The sequence below is a fragment of the Bacteroides sp. 1001136B_160425_E2 genome, assembly GCF_015559655.1.
GTDB classification, from domain to species: Bacteria; Bacteroidota; Bacteroidia; order Bacteroidales; family Bacteroidaceae; genus Bacteroides; species Bacteroides luhongzhouii.
In genome coordinates this window covers 1-21,027 of record NZ_JADMQH010000018.1, presented here as the reverse complement: position 1 = coordinate 21,027, position 21,027 = coordinate 1, and the positions used below count along the sequence as shown (strand labels likewise).

The window sequence follows — 21,027 nt, the reverse complement described above, 5'->3', positions numbered from 1 at the left end:
CAAGTTCAGCAAGTGCTTTCTCTGAAAGGAGTTGGAGTGCACTTGCTGAATGTAAAAATCAGGATGATGAAAAGTAAAATGAAGTTTCTATCAGCAGTCTTTCTGACGCTTGTTGTAGCAACACATATTAATGCACAGCCACAGCAGTCGGACAGAATGATAACGGTCACTGAGAATCCCTGGCAGGCAGATCAGGGTGACGGTTATTATATGAATCCCATTCTCAAGGGCGATTGGGGGGACCCGACAGTGCTGCGTGTCGGTAAAGATTATTATATGACTAATCATACGGCTACTCATAGTACCCCCAGTATGCTGATATGGCATTCGCGTGATTTGGTGAATTGGGAACCGTTGACGTACGCTTTGACCGAAGATTTTGGAACTCCCGTATGGGCAGCTGATTTCATTAAGCACGGTGAACTTTATTATATCTATCTACCGGTTCCGGATCGTGGGACTGTGTACGTAATTACTGCCAAAGCTCCTGCCGGACCATGGAGCAAACCGGTAGATGTGGGAGTATCTGGCATCGATCCCGGACACATCGCCACACCGGATGGCAAGCGGTATCTCCATGTAGATGCAGGATATATGGTAGAGTTATCCTCCGATGGCTTGAAAGCTGTTACCCCTAAGAAAAAGGTTTATGAAGGATGGCAATACCCGAAGGACTGGATTGTGGAATGTTTCTGCCTTGAATCGCCCAAATTGACTTACCGGAATGGTTGGTATTATATGACAGTGGCGCAGGGAGGGACTGCGGGGCCTCCCACAGGACACATGATTACCACCTCCCGTTCGCGTACTCCTTACGGGCCTTGGGAACATAGTCCTTACAATCCTATAGTTAAAACATCCGATCGTTCAGCGAAATGGGCTTCGATGGGACATGGTACACTGATTGATACTCCGGAAGGGGAATGGTATATCATCTTTCATGCATACGAAAATAAATTGCGCAGCATGGGGCGGCAAGTGCTGATGCTTCCTGTGGAGTGGACAGCAGACGGTTGGTACAAAATACCCGAAGGGGTTGATCCCGCCGGACGAATAAGAAAGCCGGTGAACGGTAGCAAAGTCGGTACGATGATGAGGTTATCGGATAATTTTGGAGAAGATAAACTGGGACTCCAATGGAAACTTATTAAAGGAGATAGTCGTAAGAGAGTGACTGTCGGCAATGGCTCTCTTCAACTGAAAGCGGAAGGTGATTCACCATCAGACAGTCGGCCTTTGGTTATAGATCCGGTGAATGATTACTATCAGGTAGAAGTAACTGTGCAATCCTCGGAAAAAGTACGTAGCGGACTTATTCTGTATGCCGGAATCGATGATTATCTGGGACTTGAGGTAGATGGCAATACACTATATCGTCTTGCTGGAGGAGATTATCATCGTGAAAAGATTGCTGATGTGAATCGTGGGGACGTAATTCGATTCAGGCTTTCCCAAGATCATGGTGATTTACTCTATTGGTATAGTAAGGATGGGGGAGATACATGGAAGCGCGTCGATTTTGTTAATAATCTGACTAGTTTTGGTGGAATGACCATACGGCCCGGTATTTATGCTTTGGGAACAGGGAGTGCTATTTTCAGAAATTTCTCGTATAAAGGAATCAAATAAGATGAAAAAGAATGTGATAACAAGAATTCTTACCGTGTCACTCGCTGTGCTTCTCTGTATGGCTTGTACATCTGTTCATAAACAAGGCGAAACAGTTGATGCTTCTGTTTTCGGGCTGAAACCTGATACTGGTGAAGATGCTTCCGGCTTCATGCGCAAAGCATTAGAGTATTGTACCGGACATCATGTGGCAAAGCTTATCATTGAACCGGGAAGATATGATTTCTATCCTGAACAGACCTTTGAGACATATCTGTTTATTAGTAACAATCATGACGGTTTGAAAAGTGTTGCTTTCTTGCTCAAAGGAATGGCGGATTTCGAAATTTCAGCTCCCGGAGCACAACTCGTGTTTCATGGATATACCTTGCCTTTTGTGCTTGAGAACTGCCGGAATGTAAAGTTGACGGGTTTTTCTATTAATTTTGCTAGAACCTTTCAAAGTGAAGGAGATATTTTGAGTGTGGGAAATGGTAAACTGGAAGTCTCTTTTTCCGAAGAATACCCGTTCAAAGTGGAGAATGAACGTCTGAAGTTTTATGATGAAACAGGAAAAATCGAATATCCGTTCGGTAATCTGTTAGAGTTCGATCCTATACGTAAAGAAACTGCTTACATGGCACGGGATTATTATATCGGCAATAATCTCAAAGCCGAACAGACCGGACCATGTAGCGTCCGTTTGCACATTCCCGATATTCAGGGTACACCGGGAAACAAAATGGTTTTTGCTCCTAATCACCGCTTAGTTCCTAACATTGTAGTACATCGGTGTGAAGACATTGAGGTGGACAGTATAACAATGTATAATAGTGGTGGTATGGGATTCATTGCTCAAATGAGTAAGAATTTGACTGTCAGTAAAATGGTAGTGACTCCGCCTTCAGGTAAGGTCGTGAGTTGTACTGCCGATGCTACCCATTTCTCCAATTGCACGGGAAAGATACGGATCGAAGACTGTCTGTTCGAGAACCAAATGGATGATGCCACTAATATACACGGAATTTATATGCGGATTAAGAAGAAAATAAGCCCATATAAATTACTTGTGCAACTGGTTCATTATGAACAGTTAGGAATGGATATATTTAACCCGAAGGATTCTGTTGAGATGGTAGATGCAAAGACTATGGTTACTTATGCACATGCTCAAATAGACTCGGTGAAACGGCTTAATAAAGACTTCACAGAAATTACCTTTTCCGACAAATTGTCGGAAAAGGTAAAGATAAACGATGTTGTCGGTGCTACGGTAACCCCCGATATTGTTCTGCGCAATACCGTTTGTCGGCGAAACCGTGCAAGGGGAGTCTTGTTGGGATCGCGTACCAGCATATCGGTAGAGGGATGTACATTTCATATCGGTGGAGCGGCAATAATGACGGGAGGTGATTCGCAATATTGGTTTGAGCAGGGTGGAGTAAGCAATATGACCATACGTAACAATATATTCGATAACTGTATGTTCGGTAACTGGGGAAGGGCAATTATCTCGTTGGATGCAGGAGAAGAACCGGAACCCGCAGATGTACCTCGTTTCAACCGAAATGTGTTGGTGGAGAATAATGAATTCCGGTTAGTCGATTCCCGGATAGTGAGTGTCGTTTCGGTGGATGGGTTTGTGTTCAGAAATAATAAAATTATCCGTTCGGACGATTACCCGTTCTCCTCACAACAGGCAGAACCTTTCATTATGGAACGGTCTGTTCATGTAGACATTGAGAAAGAATAATAAACTAAACAAAATCTGATTATGAAAGTATTAAAGGCTTCTACATTACTGGTTTCATGCCTGTTTGGCATTATTCTCTTTACCAGTTGCAGCAATGCTAAAGGCGAAAAAAATGAAGATGGACAATCACAAACACAGCTGCCTTTCACGTACCAGAATCCTCTTCCATTTTCGTATCCCTATTTCAACGGGCAAGAGGAACAAATAAAAACCGAATTGCGTGACCCGTGTATTATGCGTGACGGAGATACATATTATCTTGTATATACTCATTTTCCGTTTACTCATCACACCAGCCGCAATCCTGCGTTGCCGGACATGAATTCATCTCCGGGTATCAGGCTTTACTCATCGAAAGACCTCAAGAACTGGAAGTTTGAAAATTGGATTGTCAAGTCGAGTGAACTACCGGAAAACTGTCCTTATAAACATCGTTTTTGGGCTCCTGAATTACGCAAGATGAATGGTAAATATTACGTTATATTTTATGCTGATAATTGGATAAAAGATGAATATAATGTGCGTGGTGAAATGGGATATGTCGGATTCGTCGGTGTAGCAGATAAACCTACCGGTCCTTATGAACATATTACCTGGCTCCCCGGTTCGGGGTGTGATACACATCTCTTTGCTGATACGGATGGCAAGTTCTATTCGGTAATGCCCTTCAGCGACACATTTGTTCAAGAAGTCGACCTGTCGGGTATAAAGAAGGGGGACATTAAGTTGGTGGGCGAGCGATGGAAGGTGGTGAACAGGGATAATGCCGATATCGGTCTGTCTTTCAGTCCCGACTATATGGAAGCCCCGTGGATGATTAAGCGAGGAAACAAATATGTTCTTTTCACCGGTTCGCCTTATAAGAAGGAACAAGAACCGGCGAATAACAATAGTGGACTTACTACCGGTTATTGGGTGGGAGTATCGATGGCAGATAATATTGGGGGACCTTATGTGAAACAGCCACAAATTTTCTTAGGCGGGCATATTGCCGTATTTACCGGACCTGATGGAAAAGAATGGTTTTCTTACCGTGGCGAATCGGGTGGTAAATCACAGGGAAAACTATGCATTGATCCTATCCCTTTCGGGGAAGATGGAAGCCTCCGCCCATTTACTCCTTCTACTGAAAAAATCACTATAAAATAAAAGCGATGAGTTTCTATAAATATTTGGTGGTAGCGTGCTACTCTTACTGTTTTTTATCTGTACTTAATGCACAGGAACTGAAAGTGCAGGAAAAAGACTTTGCCGATATAGTCTATGAGTCTCTGCGTACAGGAGAAAAAGAAATCAGTATTCCGGGAGGAATCTATTATATGGCATTGGAAGGAGGCGAACCGCTTCATTTAAAAGGACTTTCCGGAGTAGTCATTGATTGTAATGGTTCGGAAATAATCACCAGAAAGGCTTCGCAAGCTATACAAATTACAGAATGTGAAAATGTAGTGCTGAAGAATCTCAGTATAGATTGCCAACCCCTTCCCTTTACGCAAGGCACGATTGTCGACATGGACAGAGAACGCCGTATGTGGTGGGAAGTAGAGATTATGGAAGGGTATCCGATGGAAAGTTTGCTTACCACTGTACCCGATCGCATACAGGTATTTGACCCTGCTACCCTTACACTTCGTAAGAATCTCTACACTTATTGGCGGGGAAACTTTGCCTCTGTAATACGTGTCGGTGACCGTCGTTTTCGCTTTACAAAGAAAGATTCCAATGCCGACTCTAACGAGCAGGTAGGAGACTATCTGACGATGACACTGGAAAGTGGGGCAGGTACGCGCCCTCATTCTATTGTACTGTACAAATCGAAAAAGGTACATTTGGAAAATATCACTATATGGTCGGGCAACTGTTTTGGTTTTTTTGAAGACCAATGTGAAGCGAACTCTTACCACAGATGCGTTATAGACCGCAAGATGAATGACCCTCGTGTCTCTTTTCCGCGCCTGAGAGCCATCAACGCAGACGCTTTTCATAGTAAGGCAGCAGTGGTAGGACCTACTGTAACCAATTGTATCTTCCGTTACCATGCGGATGATTGTATTGCCATTAATACAAGTTTCTACAAAGTGATGACCGCTAAAGGAACTATTGTCGACGTTGTTTCATCTGTCGGTCAACTTAAGATGAGCCCGGGTGATACACTTCGTTTTGTGAGATACGACGGAAGTATTGCGGGTGAAAGTGTATTGCTGAAGATGGAAACAGCCACCGATTTTTCGCAGCAAGACCTTGATACAGTCAACAGTAAGTATCATTTTACGATAGATAAACGTAAACACTCCGATGTCACTCGTTTGACGTTGAGTAGTAAAGTTGATGTAGATAACGGCGGAGTAGTCAGTTCTCTCACAAGAGGAGGAAATGGTTTTATACTTCGCAATAATATATTGGGGCATACACGTGCCCGGGGTATTCTCATTAAAGCTTCTAACGGAGTGATTGAGAATAATGAAGTAGTAGGCTGCGAGTTAGGAGGAATCGTTTTGGCACCGGAACTGGTTTGGCTGGAGGCGGGATTTTCCCACAACGTGCTTGTACAGAACAACCGGATTATCGATTGTATGTTTGCCAACTCATCTTATGGCATCGAACAGGCAGCTCCATTATGTGTAGTAGCCATCAATGCCCGTAATGAAGTGGTTCCGGCAGGAGGTTTCCGGCAGATTTGTGTGCGTCACAATATTATCATTAACAGTCCGGAGCCTGCTATGATATTTACCTCTATAGTTGGAGGAACAGTGGAACACAATACAGTAGTGGTGAGTGATAGCATTCGTAGAACGCATGGGCGGATATTGAAAAATACCCAAGCAGGTACAGTATGGCTGATAAATAACAAGAATTTGGTTTACAAGGATAATTTTATTAAGATAAACAAATAAAGGCAAGATGATAATGAGAACAAAGATAATGTTGATAGGGGTACTCCTTTTTGTGTGGAGTGCTTCCTGTTTGGGAAGTAAAACGGTCAATATACTCGATTATGGGGCTTCATCTGGTGGCAGTGATTGTGTACAGGCTTTGCAGAAAGCGCTTGAAGAATGCCGGCATTATCCGGGTTCTACTTTGTTTTTTCCGAAAGGAGATTATCATTTTTATCCGGACTATGGGAAGGATAAGTATGTCTTTGTCAGCAATAACGACGAAGGTTTGAAGCGTGTAATATTCCTGTTGGAGGATTTCAGGGAGTTGACTATTGAAGGAGATGGTTCACAGTTCGTGTTTCATGGATTTGTGAATCCTTTTATTGTGGAACATTCTTCGAACATTCTCCTTCGTAATTTCTCGGTAGATTGTAGCCGTTCTTTCCATTCGGAATCTATCATTCTTTCCAATCACGCCCGTGGTATTGATATAGAGATACCGGAGAACTATCCTTACCGGATTAGCAATGGGGTACTTCTGTTTACAGACGGACAGCGTGAGGAACAGCGGAAAACCACCGTAAGTAAGGTGAGCGTTTACCCCTATGGCTCTCTACTGGAATATGATCCGGTGAAGAAAGAAACCGCCTATATGGTGCATGATTATTATCTTGATGGTAATCCGTTACCTGCTGACTCATTGGGAGGCCGCAGAGTTCGGATATATCTTGACGGGCTTACAGGAACACCCGGTAATGTGATGACTTTTGCTCCGTCTCACCGCAATTATCCGGGTTTTATCCTGACCGACAGCAGAAATATAAAGTTCGAAGAAGTGACAATATACCATTCGGGTGGAATGGGAATAGTGGGGCAACGAACAGACAATGTGTCTGTTCTTCGTTGTCGGGTCACTCCGTCTGAAGGGCGGTTGGTAAGTTGTACAGCCGACGCGACTCACTTCTCCAATTGTACAGGTAAGATTGAATTGGGGAATAATCTTTTTGAAAATCAAAAAGACGATGCTACCAATATACACGGTATTTATGTGCAGATTGTTGCCGTTGAGGCGCCGGATATAGTCGTTACTGAACTCAAACACAGCCAGCAATTCGGTTTTGATTTCTTGAAAGAAGGGAAGGAAATAGAGATAGTAGGCGGGAAGAGTCTTATCACTAAATCAAGAAATAAGGTGCTCGAAGCGGAACGTATAAATAAAAGCCTTACCCGTATAAAGCTCACTGAACCTTTGCCTGTCGGCACAGGAATGGGTGATGCAATAGCCGAGATACGTGCCTATCCGGAGATACATATTTATGGTAATATTATTCGCCGGAACCGCGCACGTGGTATGCTGCTCAACTGTCGTGGTAAGACAGTGGTGGAGAACAACTACTTCCATAATCCCGGTGCAGCGATACTGTTCGAAGGGGATGCCAGTTTCTGGTTCGAGCAAGGAGGGGTGAGTGATTGTGTGATTCGCAACAATATCTTTGATAACTGCCTTTATGGAGTTTGGGGAGAGGCTGTGATAGATGTTGCCGCTGGTATTCATGAAGAACGTGAGAAAAGTCGTTATAATAAGAACATACGCATAACGGATAATACTTTCCGTACATTTGATAAAGGATTGTTGTTGCATGCCTATGGAGTAGATGGATTGGTATGGAAAAACAATAAAATAGAGAGAACGACGGACTATTCTCCGGTAAGAACCTATGAATCTCCTTTTAAAATCAGCGATTCTGACCATATTAACATACAGGAATAACCAGAATAGGGGAGAATTTATTATATTTATCGCCAGGAAAACATAGCTCATTTTATAAGTAGACTTTCAATGAAACCTCTTTATCGCATTATCCTGCTGATGACAGCAATTATCACCAGCTTTTATGTTTCTGCCGACAGTCAGGGACAACTGAAGTTCCATTCCCTCAGCGTGAATGACGGACTTTCGCAGCATGATATTACCGATATCGTGGAAGATTCATTCGGCTTTATTTGGATTGCTACTTATGATGGTTTGAACCGTTATGATGGCAAGCGGATACGTATTTTCAGACATAGTACAGGCGATGAGAATTCCTTGTCGGGGAATCGTATCATGTGTATCATGGAAGATTCGAGGCGTCACTTGTGGATAGGAACCGACGGATATGGTATTAACTATTACTCTTTGGCAGAAGAACGCATTGTGCGGGTAAAAACTCCATCAGATTGCAAGGTTATCTATTCTTTTGCCGAAGATAAGAATGGGAATATATATGCAGGAACTAACAATGGACTTGTTCGTATAGACGAAAATAGAGGCACGGCAGAATTGCTGCAACTTCCTATTGCCGGCTTGATGGTTTCCAATATTGCAACGTTAAAAAATGACTTGTATATCTCTACAGAACAAGGTATTTGGACTTTTGACGGCAAAAACTGTGAGCTGCTAAGTTCCATACCTCAGGATAATTATGTTTTCGTAGAGTCTGACGGGAAAGAGAATATTTGGTTTGCGACTCGGGTGAATGTAATCAAACAGACGCTTCCGACAACTTCCGGCGAGAGCAAAACATTCGATATAAGAGTGAACAACATTATTCGTTCACTTCATTATGACCATTCGGGACAACTTCTTGTTGGAACTGAAACGGGCGGTATTCTTACCTATGATGCCCGGAGTATGTTGCTCTTAGATTCGGTGGTGGCTCGGGCAGACGACCCTCGCGGACTGAAATCGAATTGTGTCACTGCGTTACTGGTAGATGCACAGCATATTATGTGGGTGGGAACCAACTCCGGTTTTTATTTTACCAACCTTGATGGCTTACCTTTCCATACTCTTCCCCAGAATGGGGGAACCGGGCAAATAGGCTTTGTTTATGCGGGAAAGAATTATGTATATGTCAGTCGGGGAATAAAGGAGAGTACCTGCTATCTTTCTACTCCGGAGGGATATCAGTCTGTTCCCGCTTGTCTACCGCTTGATATGAAGAAGGTAGTTGGGATTGGCGGAAGAAATTATATCGCAACAGGTTCCGGAATTTATATTCAAACTTCCGCCGATAGCCATGACTATATTCCTTATACACTCAGTACACGTAACGAAAAAGGACGTTCGAATCTCTATACATCTCTGGTTGTCGATGATTTTGGTAATAAGTATATAGGGACTTGGCGCGGGTTGATTATTGAAAAGATGGATGGGCGGACAGATTGGGTCGATTATTGGAATACCAAAGCGGAAGTATTGCGCAATGAAGGGATATACGACCTTTATTATGATGCCCGTTCAAAAAGCGTATGGGTAGGTACTGTTTCGAGCGGGCTGTTTAGAATTAATCTTGATGCTTCCGGTGATATACTAGGGTTACAAAATTTCAGTGTGACGGCTAATGGCAGTTTTTACATCCCCTGCAATCAGATATGGACTATCTTTTGTTCTGCCAGCGGCACTTTGTGGTTGGGGACGGATGCAGGATTGCTATGTAAAAACAGTGACAATGAAAGTTTTGAGCATATACAGAACGAAGAAATCCTTGATAAAAAAATCATGTCTATCCAGGAAGATGCTGTCGGAAATCTTTGGATGGGGAATACACAAGGGCTTATTAAATATTCTCCCTCCACCAATCAGGCTCAGCGTTTCACCTATGACGATGGGCTACAGTCCAATACCTTTACCGAAGCCTCTTCCAAATCGGAGGAAGGTATTTTATTTTTCGGTGGACTGAATGGAATAAATTGGTTCAATCCTGCCGAGATTATTCCGAATAATCTCCCTACTCATATCCTGTTTACCGGATTTATGGTGAATAATGAGTATGTTACTCCACTTGTGGAAGGGCATAATAAAGTACTGCTCGACACCACTATCAATATGAAAACGTCTTTGACACTGGCTTATTTTCAGAATGATTTTACGCTGGAGTACACTACTGTTCCCTTTAACAGCATACAGAAATACAGAACTAGATATATGCTGCAAGGAATGGATAAAGACTGGGTGAATGCTTCACATACTGATATGATAGTATGGTACAAGAATTTGCCTCCGGGGAATTATACATTTATCGTAGAGGGTTACGATGCCAATGCAGCGGGCAAAGTAGTTTCACGAGCTATAGATATTTGCATAAAACCTGCTCCGTGGAATACATGGTGGGCATATCTTTTATATTCCGTAACTTTCCTTTCCGTTGTGTTCATTGTGTGGCGCGTTTATGACCGTCACCGGAAATTGAAATATCAGTTAGAACAAGATAAATCACTGATGGAACAGGAAGAGAAAATGAATGAGATGAAGCTGATGTTCTTCACTGACATAGCTCACGAGTTTAAAACTCCTCTTTCACTGATTGTAGGGCCGGTTAATGATTTGGTGGAGAAAGGGCCGGTAGATGAAGAACAGAATTTCCGCTTCAAAGTTATTTCCCGAAATGTTCGCCGTATGATGTTTCTGGTGAATCAGTTGCTGGATTTCAGAAAGATAACGAAAGGACGTTATTCACTTAGAGTGGCAGAAATGGATCTTGCTGCGTTTGTCCGTCAAGTGGCAAAAGCTTTTGCATGGGAAGCCGGTAATGAACAGGTGAACTTTAATGTGAATACTCCCGAAGAATTGATTTGTTGGTTCGATCCCGATATTATCGAAAAGGTATTGTACAATATACTGTCCAATGCTTTCCGCTATACTAAAACCGGAGGAATTGTAGAATTGACACTCCGTAGCGTATGGAAAAACGGTCAGTTGGTTGCCGAAATAGCTGTGGCGGACAATGGGCCCGGTATAGCCGACGACATGAAGCCACATGTGTTCGAGCGCTTCTATCATGGTACCAGCCGTTATTCCTCAGGCATTGGACTACATCTGAGTGACACATTGATGAAAGAGCATCATGGCGGAATCAACATTGCCGATAGCGTTTACAATGGCGTGGAGTTTATCATCAGCTTTCCCGGACTAGCCGATGCTTATAGTGAGAAGGAGTTCCAGCCTTATCAGGAAGAAAAACGGATGTGGCTTTCTGAAGAAATGATTTCAAAAGAAGAAATGACCGGTACTTCCGCAACCGATTTGAGAGATAAACTCCTGATTGTGGAGGATGATATGGATCTTCGGTTATATCTGCGTAAATGCCTTGAGTCACGTTATATTATTTCCGAAGCTCGCAATGGGGTGGAGGGATTCCGAAAAGCATTGGAGGTTATACCTGATCTGATTGTTAGTGATGTGATGATGCCCGAAATGGACGGTCTGGAGATGTTGCGGAAAATAAGGGAGGAAGAATCTCTATCGCATATCCCTATTATTTTGCTGACTGCGAAAACAGATATTGATAATCAGACAGAGGGTTTCGAAGCAGGAGCTTTTGACTATATTTGTAAACCTTTCAATACCAAGATACTTCTCAAGAAAATAGAAAACTTTATCGAGCAACAAGCAGCGTATAGAAATCATATTCTCACCGGAAAAGTTGTGATGGAGATAGAGACAAACTTTACTTCTTATGACCGTAAGTTAATGGACAGATTAAACATATTGATCGAGGACAATCTGGATAACAGTGAAATGACAATCGACTTTTTGAGCAAGGAATTGGGTATCAGTCGTATGCATTTGCACCGGAAAATCAAGGGAATCACTGGAGAAACATCTACTTCTTATGTAAACCTGATCCGGATGAAACATGCCCGTAAACTGTTTGACGATGGATGTGACCGTGTACAGGAAGTGATGGATGCTGTTGGCATCAGTAGTAGCTCTTATTTTAATAAATTGTTTAAAAGCTACTATAATGAAACCCCTTCATCTTATCTGGCGAAGAGAAAGAAGTAAAACATCTTCTTTTATAGAGAAAAATGCTTCACGGAAGAGTCTAATTTTAACAGGCTTTAAATAAGAACCATGTATAAGTTTTCCTGTTTTACCTCATAGCCAATGCCTTATTCTCCGCACCTTCCATAATCTCCCGCTCCCCGGGACCTTTATCATTAATGCCGCACAAGTGAAGAATTCCATGGATAATCACACGATGTAGTTCGTCTTCGTATGAGGCACCAAACTGTTCAGCATTGGTGCGTATCGTATCCAGACTGATGAATAAGTCACCTGATAAACGATCGCCTTCACAATAATCGAAAGTAATAATGTCCGTGTAGTAGTCATGTTGCAGATACTGACGGTTTACTTCCAGAATCTTTTCGTCCGAGCAGAAGATATAAGCGATTTCACCGAGTCTTTTCCCATAAGAAGCTGCTACGGTCTTTATCCATTCCGTAGTCTCACGTTTCTTGATATCAGGCATTTTTACGCCTTCTGTTTGATAAGTTACAGCCATAATTGAATGTTATGATTTAAAAGAAAAATAAATAACTGATTAAGATAGCGGCTATGATACCCGAGAAGTCTGCTATCAGACCGCAAGTCACCGCATTACGGGTCTTGGTAATCCCTACACTGCCGAAATAAACGGCCAGAATGTAGAATGTGGTGTCCGACGCTCCACGTACTACACAACTCATACGTCCTACAAACGAATCCGGTCCTAGTTCTTTCATCGTATCGATCATCAATCCGTTCGCACCGCTACCGCTAAGCGATTTCATCAATGCGGTAGGCAGTGCACCTACAAAGCTCGTGTCAACTCCGCATGAACCTACTATATAGCCGATGCCTCCCACCAGAAAATCCATTGCTCCCGAAGTGCGGAACACTGCAATTCCTACAAGAAAAGCAACCAGATAAGGGATGATGCGTACAGCCGTCGTAAACCCCTCTTTAGCCCCCTCCACAAACGAATCGTATACATTGATTTTTTTCCTGACTCCCGTCAATATAAACAGGATGATGACGCTGAACAGCAAAATATTCGCTATCAACGTAGAATAGGTGCCCATATCCTCTCGTGAGACACTTAGGAACAAGTAAATCAAGCCGGAAAAGAGAAGGCAAATAATGCCCGTTAAAATGAGAATAGGCTTATTGATTAAATTTATCTTTTGAGCGATGCTCACTGCTATGACTCCTACCAGAGTTGAAATGAAAGTACTTATCAGAATAGGAATGAATACATCCGTAGGCTGTGCAGCCCCCATTTGCGCACGATACACCATGATACTGATCGGAATAATAATGAGACCGGATGTATTAATCACCAAAAACATAATCATCGGGTTGGAAGCAGTGTCCTTTTTCGGGTTCAGTTCCTGCAGCTCTTTCATAGCTTTCAGCCCTAATGGAGTGGCTGCATTGTCGAGGCCAAGCATATTGGCAGACATATTCATGAAGATGGATCCTAACACCGGATGCCCTTTAGGAATATCCGGAAACAGTCGGCAAAGCACCGGACTAAGAAAGCGAGCCAGTGCGTTAATCAATCCACTGTTTTCTCCGATTTTCATGATGCCCAGCCAAAGAGCCAGTACGCCTGTAAGTCCCAGAGATATCTCGAATGCTGTTTTTGAGGAGTCGAATGTAGCGTTCATGATAGCCGTAAATATCTCCGTATCTCCCAGAAAAATCACTTTTACAAGGGCGATGATAAAGGCGACGACAAAGAATCCTATCCAAATGTAATTTAGAACCATAGTTGATAGCGTGTATATAGATAGTGCAAAAGTAGTTATTACGTTTCAAATAAACTAAATCTTCGTCTTTCTTATACTGAAAATGAATGTAAATCTCTATCTTTGTCTCCTACTTTTCAAGAAATAAATGGAACAGGAAGATTTTAACATACGCGAACATCAGCTTACTTCAAAAGAACGGGATTTCGAGAATGCACTCCGTCCGTTAAGCTTTGAAGACTTCAGCGGGCAGGACAAGGTGGTGGAAAACCTTCGCATTTTTGTGAAGGCGGCACGCTTGCGTGGCGAAGCACTCGACCATGTGCTGTTGCATGGCCCTCCCGGATTAGGAAAAACAACTCTTTCAAATATTATCGCCAACGAATTGGGAGTCGGTTTTAAAGTAACTTCCGGTCCGGTGCTAGATAAACCGGGTGACCTGGCAGGTGTGTTGACTAGCCTCGAACCGAACGACGTACTTTTTATTGATGAAATTCATCGTTTGTCGCCCGTAGTGGAAGAATATCTTTATTCGGCCATGGAAGATTATCGCATTGATATTATGATCGATAAGGGACCTTCGGCACGCAGCATCCAGATCGATTTGAATCCTTTCACGCTGGTTGGTGCAACCACGCGTAGCGGTCTGCTGACGGCTCCGCTTCGTGCACGTTTTGGTATTAACCTTCATTTGGAGTATTATGACGATGATATTTTGAGTAATATCATCCGCCGTTCTGCATCCATACTGGATGTGCCTTGCTCGGTACGTGCAGCATCGGAGATTGCTTCCCGCAGTCGTGGAACACCCCGTATTGCCAATGCTTTGCTCCGCCGGGTACGTGACTTCGCACAAGTGAAAGGCACCGGTTCTATCGATACGGAGATTGCCCAGTTTGCGCTGGAAGCATTGAATATCGACAAATACGGGCTGGATGAGATAGACAACAAGATACTCTGTACAATTATAGACAAGTTTAAAGGCGGCCCTGTCGGTATAACGACCATTGCTACGGCTTTGGGAGAAGATGCGGGAACCATCGAGGAAGTTTACGAACCTTTCCTGATAAAAGAGGGATTCATGAAACGTACTCCCCGTGGACGTGAGGTGACCGAACTTGCCTATAAACATTTGGGAAGAAGTCTTTATAACAGTCAGAAAACGCTGTTCAATGACTGATGCAAACGGTATAAAAGAACTTTATAAAGCATAGTTGGATGATGAAGCAATGGACTACTTTATTTGTTTTTCTCTTTTTGAGCCTTTCTCTATCGGCTCAACAGGGATATGGAAGAGATATTTTTGTTTCTTCTAAAGGAGATTCCTTACCTTACCGGATGATTCACCCCGAATCGGTGAAACCGGGTGAGAAGTACCCCCTCGTGCTGTTTTTGCATGGAGCCGGCGAACGGGGAAATGATAATGAGAAGCAATTGACTCATGGCGGGCAGATGTTCCTTAATCCGGTCAATCAAGAAAAGTATCCTGCTTTTGTTCTGATTCCGCAGTGTCCGACAGATGGTTACTGGGCTTATACGGAACGTCCGAAGTCTTTTATACCAGCTGAAATGCCGGTAGGACAGGAGATCAGTCCTATATTACAAACACTCAAACAGTTGCTCGATTCCTATCTGGTGATGCCCGAAGTGGACACGCAACGGGTTTATATTATCGGCCTTTCAATGGGAGCGATGGGAACGTATGATTTAGTAATACGCTATCCGGAGATTTTTGCTGCTGCAATTCCTATCTGCGGTATAGTCAATCCGAGCCGGTTGTCGGCTGCCAAGGATGTGAAGTTCCGTATCTTTCATGGAGACGCGGATGATGTCGTTCCGGTGAAAGGTTCTCGCGAAGCATATAAAGCATTGAAAGCTGCCGGTGCAGATGTGGAATATATTGAATTTCCCGGTTGTAATCATGGAAGCTGGAATCCGGCTTTCAATTATCCCGGATTTATGGATTGGTTGTTCAAGCAAAAGAAGAAACGTTGAACCAATCTGAATGATAATTACTAATAAAACATGGCTGGACTAAAATCATTAGCTAAAGATACTGCAATTTATGGGCTGAGTAGTATTGTCGGACGATTCCTTAACTACATGCTGGTACCCCTGTATACAGCCGTATTGCCGGCTGTCACCGGAGGTTATGGAGTGGTGTCAAACGTGTATGCGTTTACAGCCCTGATGCTCGTACTGCTTACGTTCGGTATGGAAACGGGATTCTTCCGTTTCGCCAATAAATCGGGGGAAGATCCGATGAAAGTATATGCCAACTCCCTATTGTCAGTGGGAGGCGTATCTTTGATTTTCGTTCTCCTTTGCCTGTTGTTCCTGCAACCTATTTCCAATTTGCTGGATTATGGCGATCATCCGGAATTTATAGCGATGATGGCTGTTGTGGTAGCTTTAGATTCTTTTCAATGCATTCCTTTTGCCTATTTGCGATACAAGAAACGTCCTGTCAAGTTTGCGGCTATCAAACTGCTCTCTATCATTGGCGGCATCGGTTTGAATCTGTTTTTCCTGTTGGTGTGTCCGTGGCTGAATGTACATTGTCCGGCAACCGTCTCTTGGTTTTATGATCCGGACTATCTGGTGGGATATATCTTCATTAGCAACCTGATAATTTCGGTTGTTCAGATGTTCTTCTTTATTCCCGAACTGACAGGATTTGCTTATAAGTTGGACCGGGTGTTGTTGAAGCGAATGGTAGTATACTCTTTTCCGGTATTAATCTTAGGTTTGGTAGGTATTCTGAATCAGACTGTAGACAAGATGATCTATCCGTTTCTCTTTGAAGATCGACAGGAAGGGTTGGTACAACTGGGTATCTATGCGGCAACCAGTAAAATAGCGATGGTGATGGCCATGTTTACACAGGCTTTCCGTTACGCTTACGAACCGTTTGTATTTGGCAAAGACCGCGAGGGGGATAACCGGAAAATGTATGCGGCTGCGATGAAATATTTTCTTATATTCTCGTTGCTGGCTTTCCTTGCTGTAATGTTCTACCTCGATTTGCTGCGTTACCTCGTGGCAAAAGGTTACTGGGAAGGTCTTGGAGTAGTAGCTATTGTGATGCTTGCAGAAATCTGTAAAGGGATCTATTTTAATCTGTCCTTTTGGTATAAACTGACGGATAAGACCTATTGGGGAGCTTACTTCTCGGTGATCGGCTGTGTCATTATTGTTGTATTGAACATATTATTTGTGCCGGTTTACGGCTATCTTGCTTCGGCATGGGCTTCTGTTGCAGGATATGCGGTAATCTTGCTGTTATCCTACTGGATAGGACAGAAAGAATACCCGATTCGTTATGATTTGAAAAGCCTCGGGCTTTATGTTCTGCTGGCAGCGGCACTCTACGTTATTGGAGAACAGGTGCCTATCTCTAATCTAGTGCTTCGTCTCGCTTTCCGTACCGTACTCTTATTGCTATTTATAGCTTATATTATCAAGAAGGATTTACCATTGAGTCAGATTCCTGTTATTAATCGCTTTATAAAGAAGAAATAACTATGAAGACAGATGAACGTAATAAGTTTGCTATCAAGTCCTTTCTGGGAGAATATCTGGACTTGAAAAAAGACAAGGATAACGAACTGGCCACCGTAGATTCTATCCGTAAAGGTGTAGAGTTCAAAGGTGCCAATTTATGGATCCTGATTTTTGCCATCTTTATGGCATCACTCGGATTGAATGTAAACTCTACCGCAGTAATTATCGGTGCCATGTTGATTTCTCCGCTGATGGGGCCTATTATGGGAGTAGGACTCTCTGTCGGACTGAACGATTTCGAATTAATGAAGCGCTCTTTAAAGAGCTTTCTCATAACGACCGCTTTCAGTGTGACAACGGCTACTATCTTCTTCCTTCTTGCTCCTATTGCCGGTTCACAGTCAGAGCTGCTGGCACGTACATCGCCCACTATTTATGATGTATTCATCGCGCTTTTTGGTGGTTTGGCAGGCGTGGTAGCTCTCTCTACCAAGGAAAAAGGAAATGTGATTCCGGGTGTTGCCATTGCTACTGCATTGATGCCACCGCTTTGCACGGCCGGTTACGGATTGGCTTCCGGTAATCTTATTTATTTCCTGGGTGCTTTTTATCTTTACTTTATCAACTCTGTTTTTATTAGTCTGGCTACTTTCCTCGGGGTTCGTGTGATGCATTTCCAACGGAAAGAGTTTGTAGATAAAACCCGTGAGAAGACCGTACGTAAATACATCGTTCTGATTGTGGTGCTTACCATGTGTCCGGCTGTTTATCTGACATTTGGAATTATAAAAAGCACTTTCTATGAGGCGGCAGCCAATCGTTTTATTAGCGATCAGTTGAGCTTTGAAAATACACAGGTACTTGATAAAAAGATCAGCTATGAACATAAAGAAGTGCGGGTTGTTTTGATTGGTCCTGAAGTGCCCGATGCTTCGATTTCTATTGCTCGTAGCAAGATGAAAGAATATAAGTTGGAAGATACGAAGCTGGTTGTATTGCAAGGGATGAACAATGAAGCGGTAGATGTGACTTCTATCCGTGCCATGGTCATGGAAGACTTCTACAAAAACAGCGAGCAGCGACTTCAGCAACAAGCGGTGAAGATTTCCCAACTGGAGACAACGCTGGAGCAATACAGAACATACGATGCAATGAGTCGTAGATTAGTGCCCGAACTGAAAGTGCTTTACCCTTCCATCACTACGCTCTCCATTGCTCATTCACTCGAAGTACGGGTTGACTCGATGAAGACCGATACGGTAACATTGGCTGTTTTGAAATTCGACAGACATCCGTCTGCTGCCGAGAAACAGAAAATCAGCGAATGGCTGAAAGCCCGTGTAGGTACGAAAAAGTTGAGGCTGATTACCGAATAATGAATCTAAAAATAGCAATATGAAATTCAGACTAACCGTCTTGATAGTCTTTTCCTTCTGTCTGTCGAATGTATTTGCCGATGAGGGAATGTGGCTACTGGGAAATCTCCGCAAGAACAAACAGACAGACCGGGTAATGAAAGAACTTGGTTTGCGGATGCCTGTGAATAAAATATATAATCCGAAGAAACCCTCTCTTTCAGATGCTGTTGTCAGCTTTGGAGGTTTCTGTTCGGGAGTGGTGGTTTCCGAAGACGGTCTGGTATTTACCAATCATCATTGTGGTTTTAGCAGTATCCAGCAACACTCTTCTGTGGAACATGATTATCTGAAAGATGGTTTTTTTGCACGTAGCCTTGACGAAGAGCTGCCGAATCCGGAGTTGTATGTCCGTTTTCTGCTTCGTACGGAAGACGTTACCAAACGGGTATTGTCTGCCGTCCGTCATGCTAAAACGGAAACAGAACGCCGTGTAGCTGTCGATTCGATCATGAATGTAATCGGTATGGAAGTTTCCGAAAAAGATTCTACGCTGACCGGTATCGTAGATGCCTATTATGCAGGTAATGAATTCTGGCTTTCCGTTTATCGTGATTATAACGATGTTCGTTTAGTCTTTGCACCTCCTTCTTCTGTCGGGAAGTTCGGATGGGATACGGACAATTGGATGTGGCCGCGGCATACGGGCGATTTCAGCGTATTTCGTATCTATGCCAATACGAAGAATGGTCCGGCCGATTATTCTCCTGACAACGTCCCTTATCACCCTGAATATGTAGCACCCATCTCATTGGATGGATACAAAGAAGGTTCTTTCTGTATGACGCTTGGTTATCCGGGAAGTACGGAACGGTATCTTTCTTCGTATGGTATCGAAGAGATGATGAATGGAATCAACCAGGCAATGATTGATGTGCGGGGAGTAAAACAAACGGTTTGGAAACGGGAGATGGATCGTCGTCCGGATATTCGTATCAAGTATGCTTCAAAATACGATGAAAGCTCCAATTATTGGAAGAATAGCATCGGAACAAACAAAGCCATCAAGCATCTGAAGGTATTGGAAAAGAAACGGGCGGCTGAAGCAGCCCTTCGTGACTGGATTCAGTCTCATCCGGAAGAAAGAGAGAAACTGATTCGTTTATTTTCTTCTTTGGAGTTGAGTTATAGTAATCGCCGGGAAACAAATCGTGCGTTGGCTTATTTCGGCGAATCGTTTATCAATGGTCCCGAATTGGTGCAGCTTGCTCTTGAAATTCTCAATTTCGACTTTGAGGCCGAGGAGAAGCTGGTGATTACCCGCATGAAGAAGCTATTGGAGAAATATGATAATCTCGATCTTTCCATTGATAAGGAGGTTTTTGCTGCCATGCTCAAAGAGTATCAGTTGAAAGTGGATAAGAAGTATCTGCCTGCTATGTATGAAAAGATAGATACGCTCTATAACGGGAATATTCAGGCTTATGTGGACTCTTTGTATGCAACTTCCTGTATAACATCCCCTAAGGGTTTAAAACGTTTCCTGGAACGGGATACTACGTATAATCTGATAGAGGATCCGGCTGTTTCTTTGAGTCTGGATCTGATCGTGAAGTATTATGAGATGAATCAGAGTATTTCCGAAGCTTCCGAGCAGATAGAGCAAGGGGAACGCTTGTTCAACGCTGCCATGCGCCGTATGTATGCCGATCGGAATTTTTATCCGGATGCCAATTCCACCATGCGGCTTAGTTTCGGAACAGTTGGGGGATATACTCCCTTTGATGGAGCCACTTACGATTATTATACCACTGTGAAAGGCATCTTTGAGAAGGTGAAGGAACATGCGGGTGATATCGACTTTGCCGTCCAGCCGGAGTTGTTGAGTTTGCTTTCTTCCGGTGATTTCGGAAGATATGCTAATGCACAGGGAGATATGACTGTTTGTTTTATTTCTAATAATGATATTACAGGCGGTAATTCCGGCAGTGCCATGTTTAATGCCAAGGGAGAATTGCTTGGGCTGGCTTTCGATGGTAACTGGGAAGCAATGAGCAGTGATATCGTATTTGAACCTGACTTGCAGCGTTGCATCGGAGTAGATGTGCGGTATATGCTCTTTATTATGGAGAAATACGGTAAGGCGGGCAATCTTGTTCAGGAGTTGAAGATAGCCCGATGAAACCGGGCTATTTTCAATTTGTGCTAAAATCCTGAATAGATTAGTCACTTTATTTACAAAATAGGGATATTTCTAAAATAATAAAATTTAAGGCAACTAATTCATCGCGAGCTAGTTGCCTTTTTTGTATCTTTAAGCATTCCCCCCAAAAAACGGTTTGACGGCCAAAACGGGGGTAATCTAAAATAA

Annotated in this window: 13 protein-coding genes; 11 read left to right on the top strand and 2 right to left on the bottom strand. The window is 43.1% G+C overall.

The window, feature by feature from the left end; translation table 11 throughout:
• Positions 1-63 precede the first annotated feature (63 nt).
• The 6 genes from I2I04_RS17740 (at position 64) to I2I04_RS17715 (ending at position 12,067) form a co-directional block, all read left to right on the top strand.
• A complete protein-coding gene (locus I2I04_RS17740) occupies positions 64-1,629 on the top strand; it encodes a family 43 glycosylhydrolase (RefSeq protein ID WP_195655534.1) in 1,566 nt (521 codons plus the stop codon).
• A gap of 1 nt (position 1,630) precedes the next feature.
• Positions 1,631-3,361, top strand: a complete 1,731-nt coding sequence (locus I2I04_RS17735; RefSeq protein ID WP_195655533.1) for a right-handed parallel beta-helix repeat-containing protein — start codon at positions 1,631-1,633, stop codon at positions 3,359-3,361.
• A 21-nt stretch (positions 3,362-3,382) separates the two neighbouring features.
• The gene (locus I2I04_RS17730; RefSeq protein ID WP_195655532.1) at positions 3,383-4,510 is read left to right on the top strand and encodes a glycoside hydrolase family 43 protein; all 1,128 of its coding nucleotides are present in this window, start codon (positions 3,383-3,385) and stop codon (positions 4,508-4,510) included.
• A gap of 5 nt (positions 4,511-4,515) precedes the next feature.
• The gene (locus tag I2I04_RS17725; RefSeq protein ID WP_195655531.1) at positions 4,516-6,255 is read left to right on the top strand and encodes a right-handed parallel beta-helix repeat-containing protein; all 1,740 of its coding nucleotides are present in this window, start codon (positions 4,516-4,518) and stop codon (positions 6,253-6,255) included.
• Between the two features lie 13 nt (positions 6,256-6,268).
• Positions 6,269-8,008, top strand: a complete 1,740-nt coding sequence (locus I2I04_RS17720) for a right-handed parallel beta-helix repeat-containing protein (protein ID WP_195655530.1) — start codon at positions 6,269-6,271, stop codon at positions 8,006-8,008.
• A gap of 69 nt (positions 8,009-8,077) precedes the next feature.
• The gene (locus tag I2I04_RS17715) at positions 8,078-12,067 is read left to right on the top strand and encodes a two-component regulator propeller domain-containing protein (protein WP_195655529.1); all 3,990 of its coding nucleotides are present in this window, start codon (positions 8,078-8,080) and stop codon (positions 12,065-12,067) included.
• 88 nt (positions 12,068-12,155) lie between these two features.
• Here the strand turns inward: I2I04_RS17715 and ybeY are convergent, their stop codons facing one another.
• Together ybeY and I2I04_RS17705 are read right to left on the bottom strand one after the other, a co-directional pair.
• Positions 12,156-12,569 (bottom strand): rRNA maturation RNase YbeY, encoded by a 414-nt coding sequence (gene ybeY / locus I2I04_RS17710; RefSeq protein WP_195655528.1) that lies wholly within the window; start codon positions 12,567-12,569, stop codon positions 12,156-12,158.
• 16 nt (positions 12,570-12,585) lie between these two features.
• Positions 12,586-13,818, bottom strand: coding sequence for a nucleoside recognition domain-containing protein (locus I2I04_RS17705; protein ID WP_195655527.1), 1,233 nt, complete (start codon positions 13,816-13,818; stop codon positions 12,586-12,588).
• Positions 13,819-13,945: 127 nt separating this feature from the next.
• Here I2I04_RS17705 and ruvB point away from each other — a divergent pair, with 127 nt between their 5' ends.
• The 5 genes from ruvB to I2I04_RS17680 are packed head-to-tail and all read left to right on the top strand — an operon-like array spanning position 13,946 to position 20,838.
• Complete coding sequence (gene ruvB, locus I2I04_RS17700; RefSeq protein WP_004313748.1) at positions 13,946-14,977, top strand: Holliday junction branch migration DNA helicase RuvB; 1,032 nt, start codon at positions 13,946-13,948, stop codon at positions 14,975-14,977.
• Between the two features lie 38 nt (positions 14,978-15,015).
• On the top strand, positions 15,016-15,792 hold the full coding sequence (locus I2I04_RS17695; protein ID WP_185911580.1) for a dienelactone hydrolase family protein: 777 nt from the start codon (positions 15,016-15,018) through the stop codon (positions 15,790-15,792).
• Positions 15,793-15,822: 30 nt separating this feature from the next.
• On the top strand, positions 15,823-17,319 hold the full coding sequence (locus tag I2I04_RS17690) for a polysaccharide biosynthesis C-terminal domain-containing protein (protein WP_143256658.1): 1,497 nt from the start codon (positions 15,823-15,825) through the stop codon (positions 17,317-17,319).
• Positions 17,320-17,321: 2 nt separating this feature from the next.
• A complete protein-coding gene (locus I2I04_RS17685) occupies positions 17,322-18,677 on the top strand; it encodes a TIGR00341 family protein (RefSeq protein WP_143256659.1) in 1,356 nt (451 codons plus the stop codon).
• Between the two features lie 19 nt (positions 18,678-18,696).
• Positions 18,697-20,838, top strand: coding sequence for a S46 family peptidase (locus I2I04_RS17680; protein ID WP_195655526.1), 2,142 nt, complete (start codon positions 18,697-18,699; stop codon positions 20,836-20,838).
• Positions 20,839-21,027 lie beyond the last annotated feature (189 nt).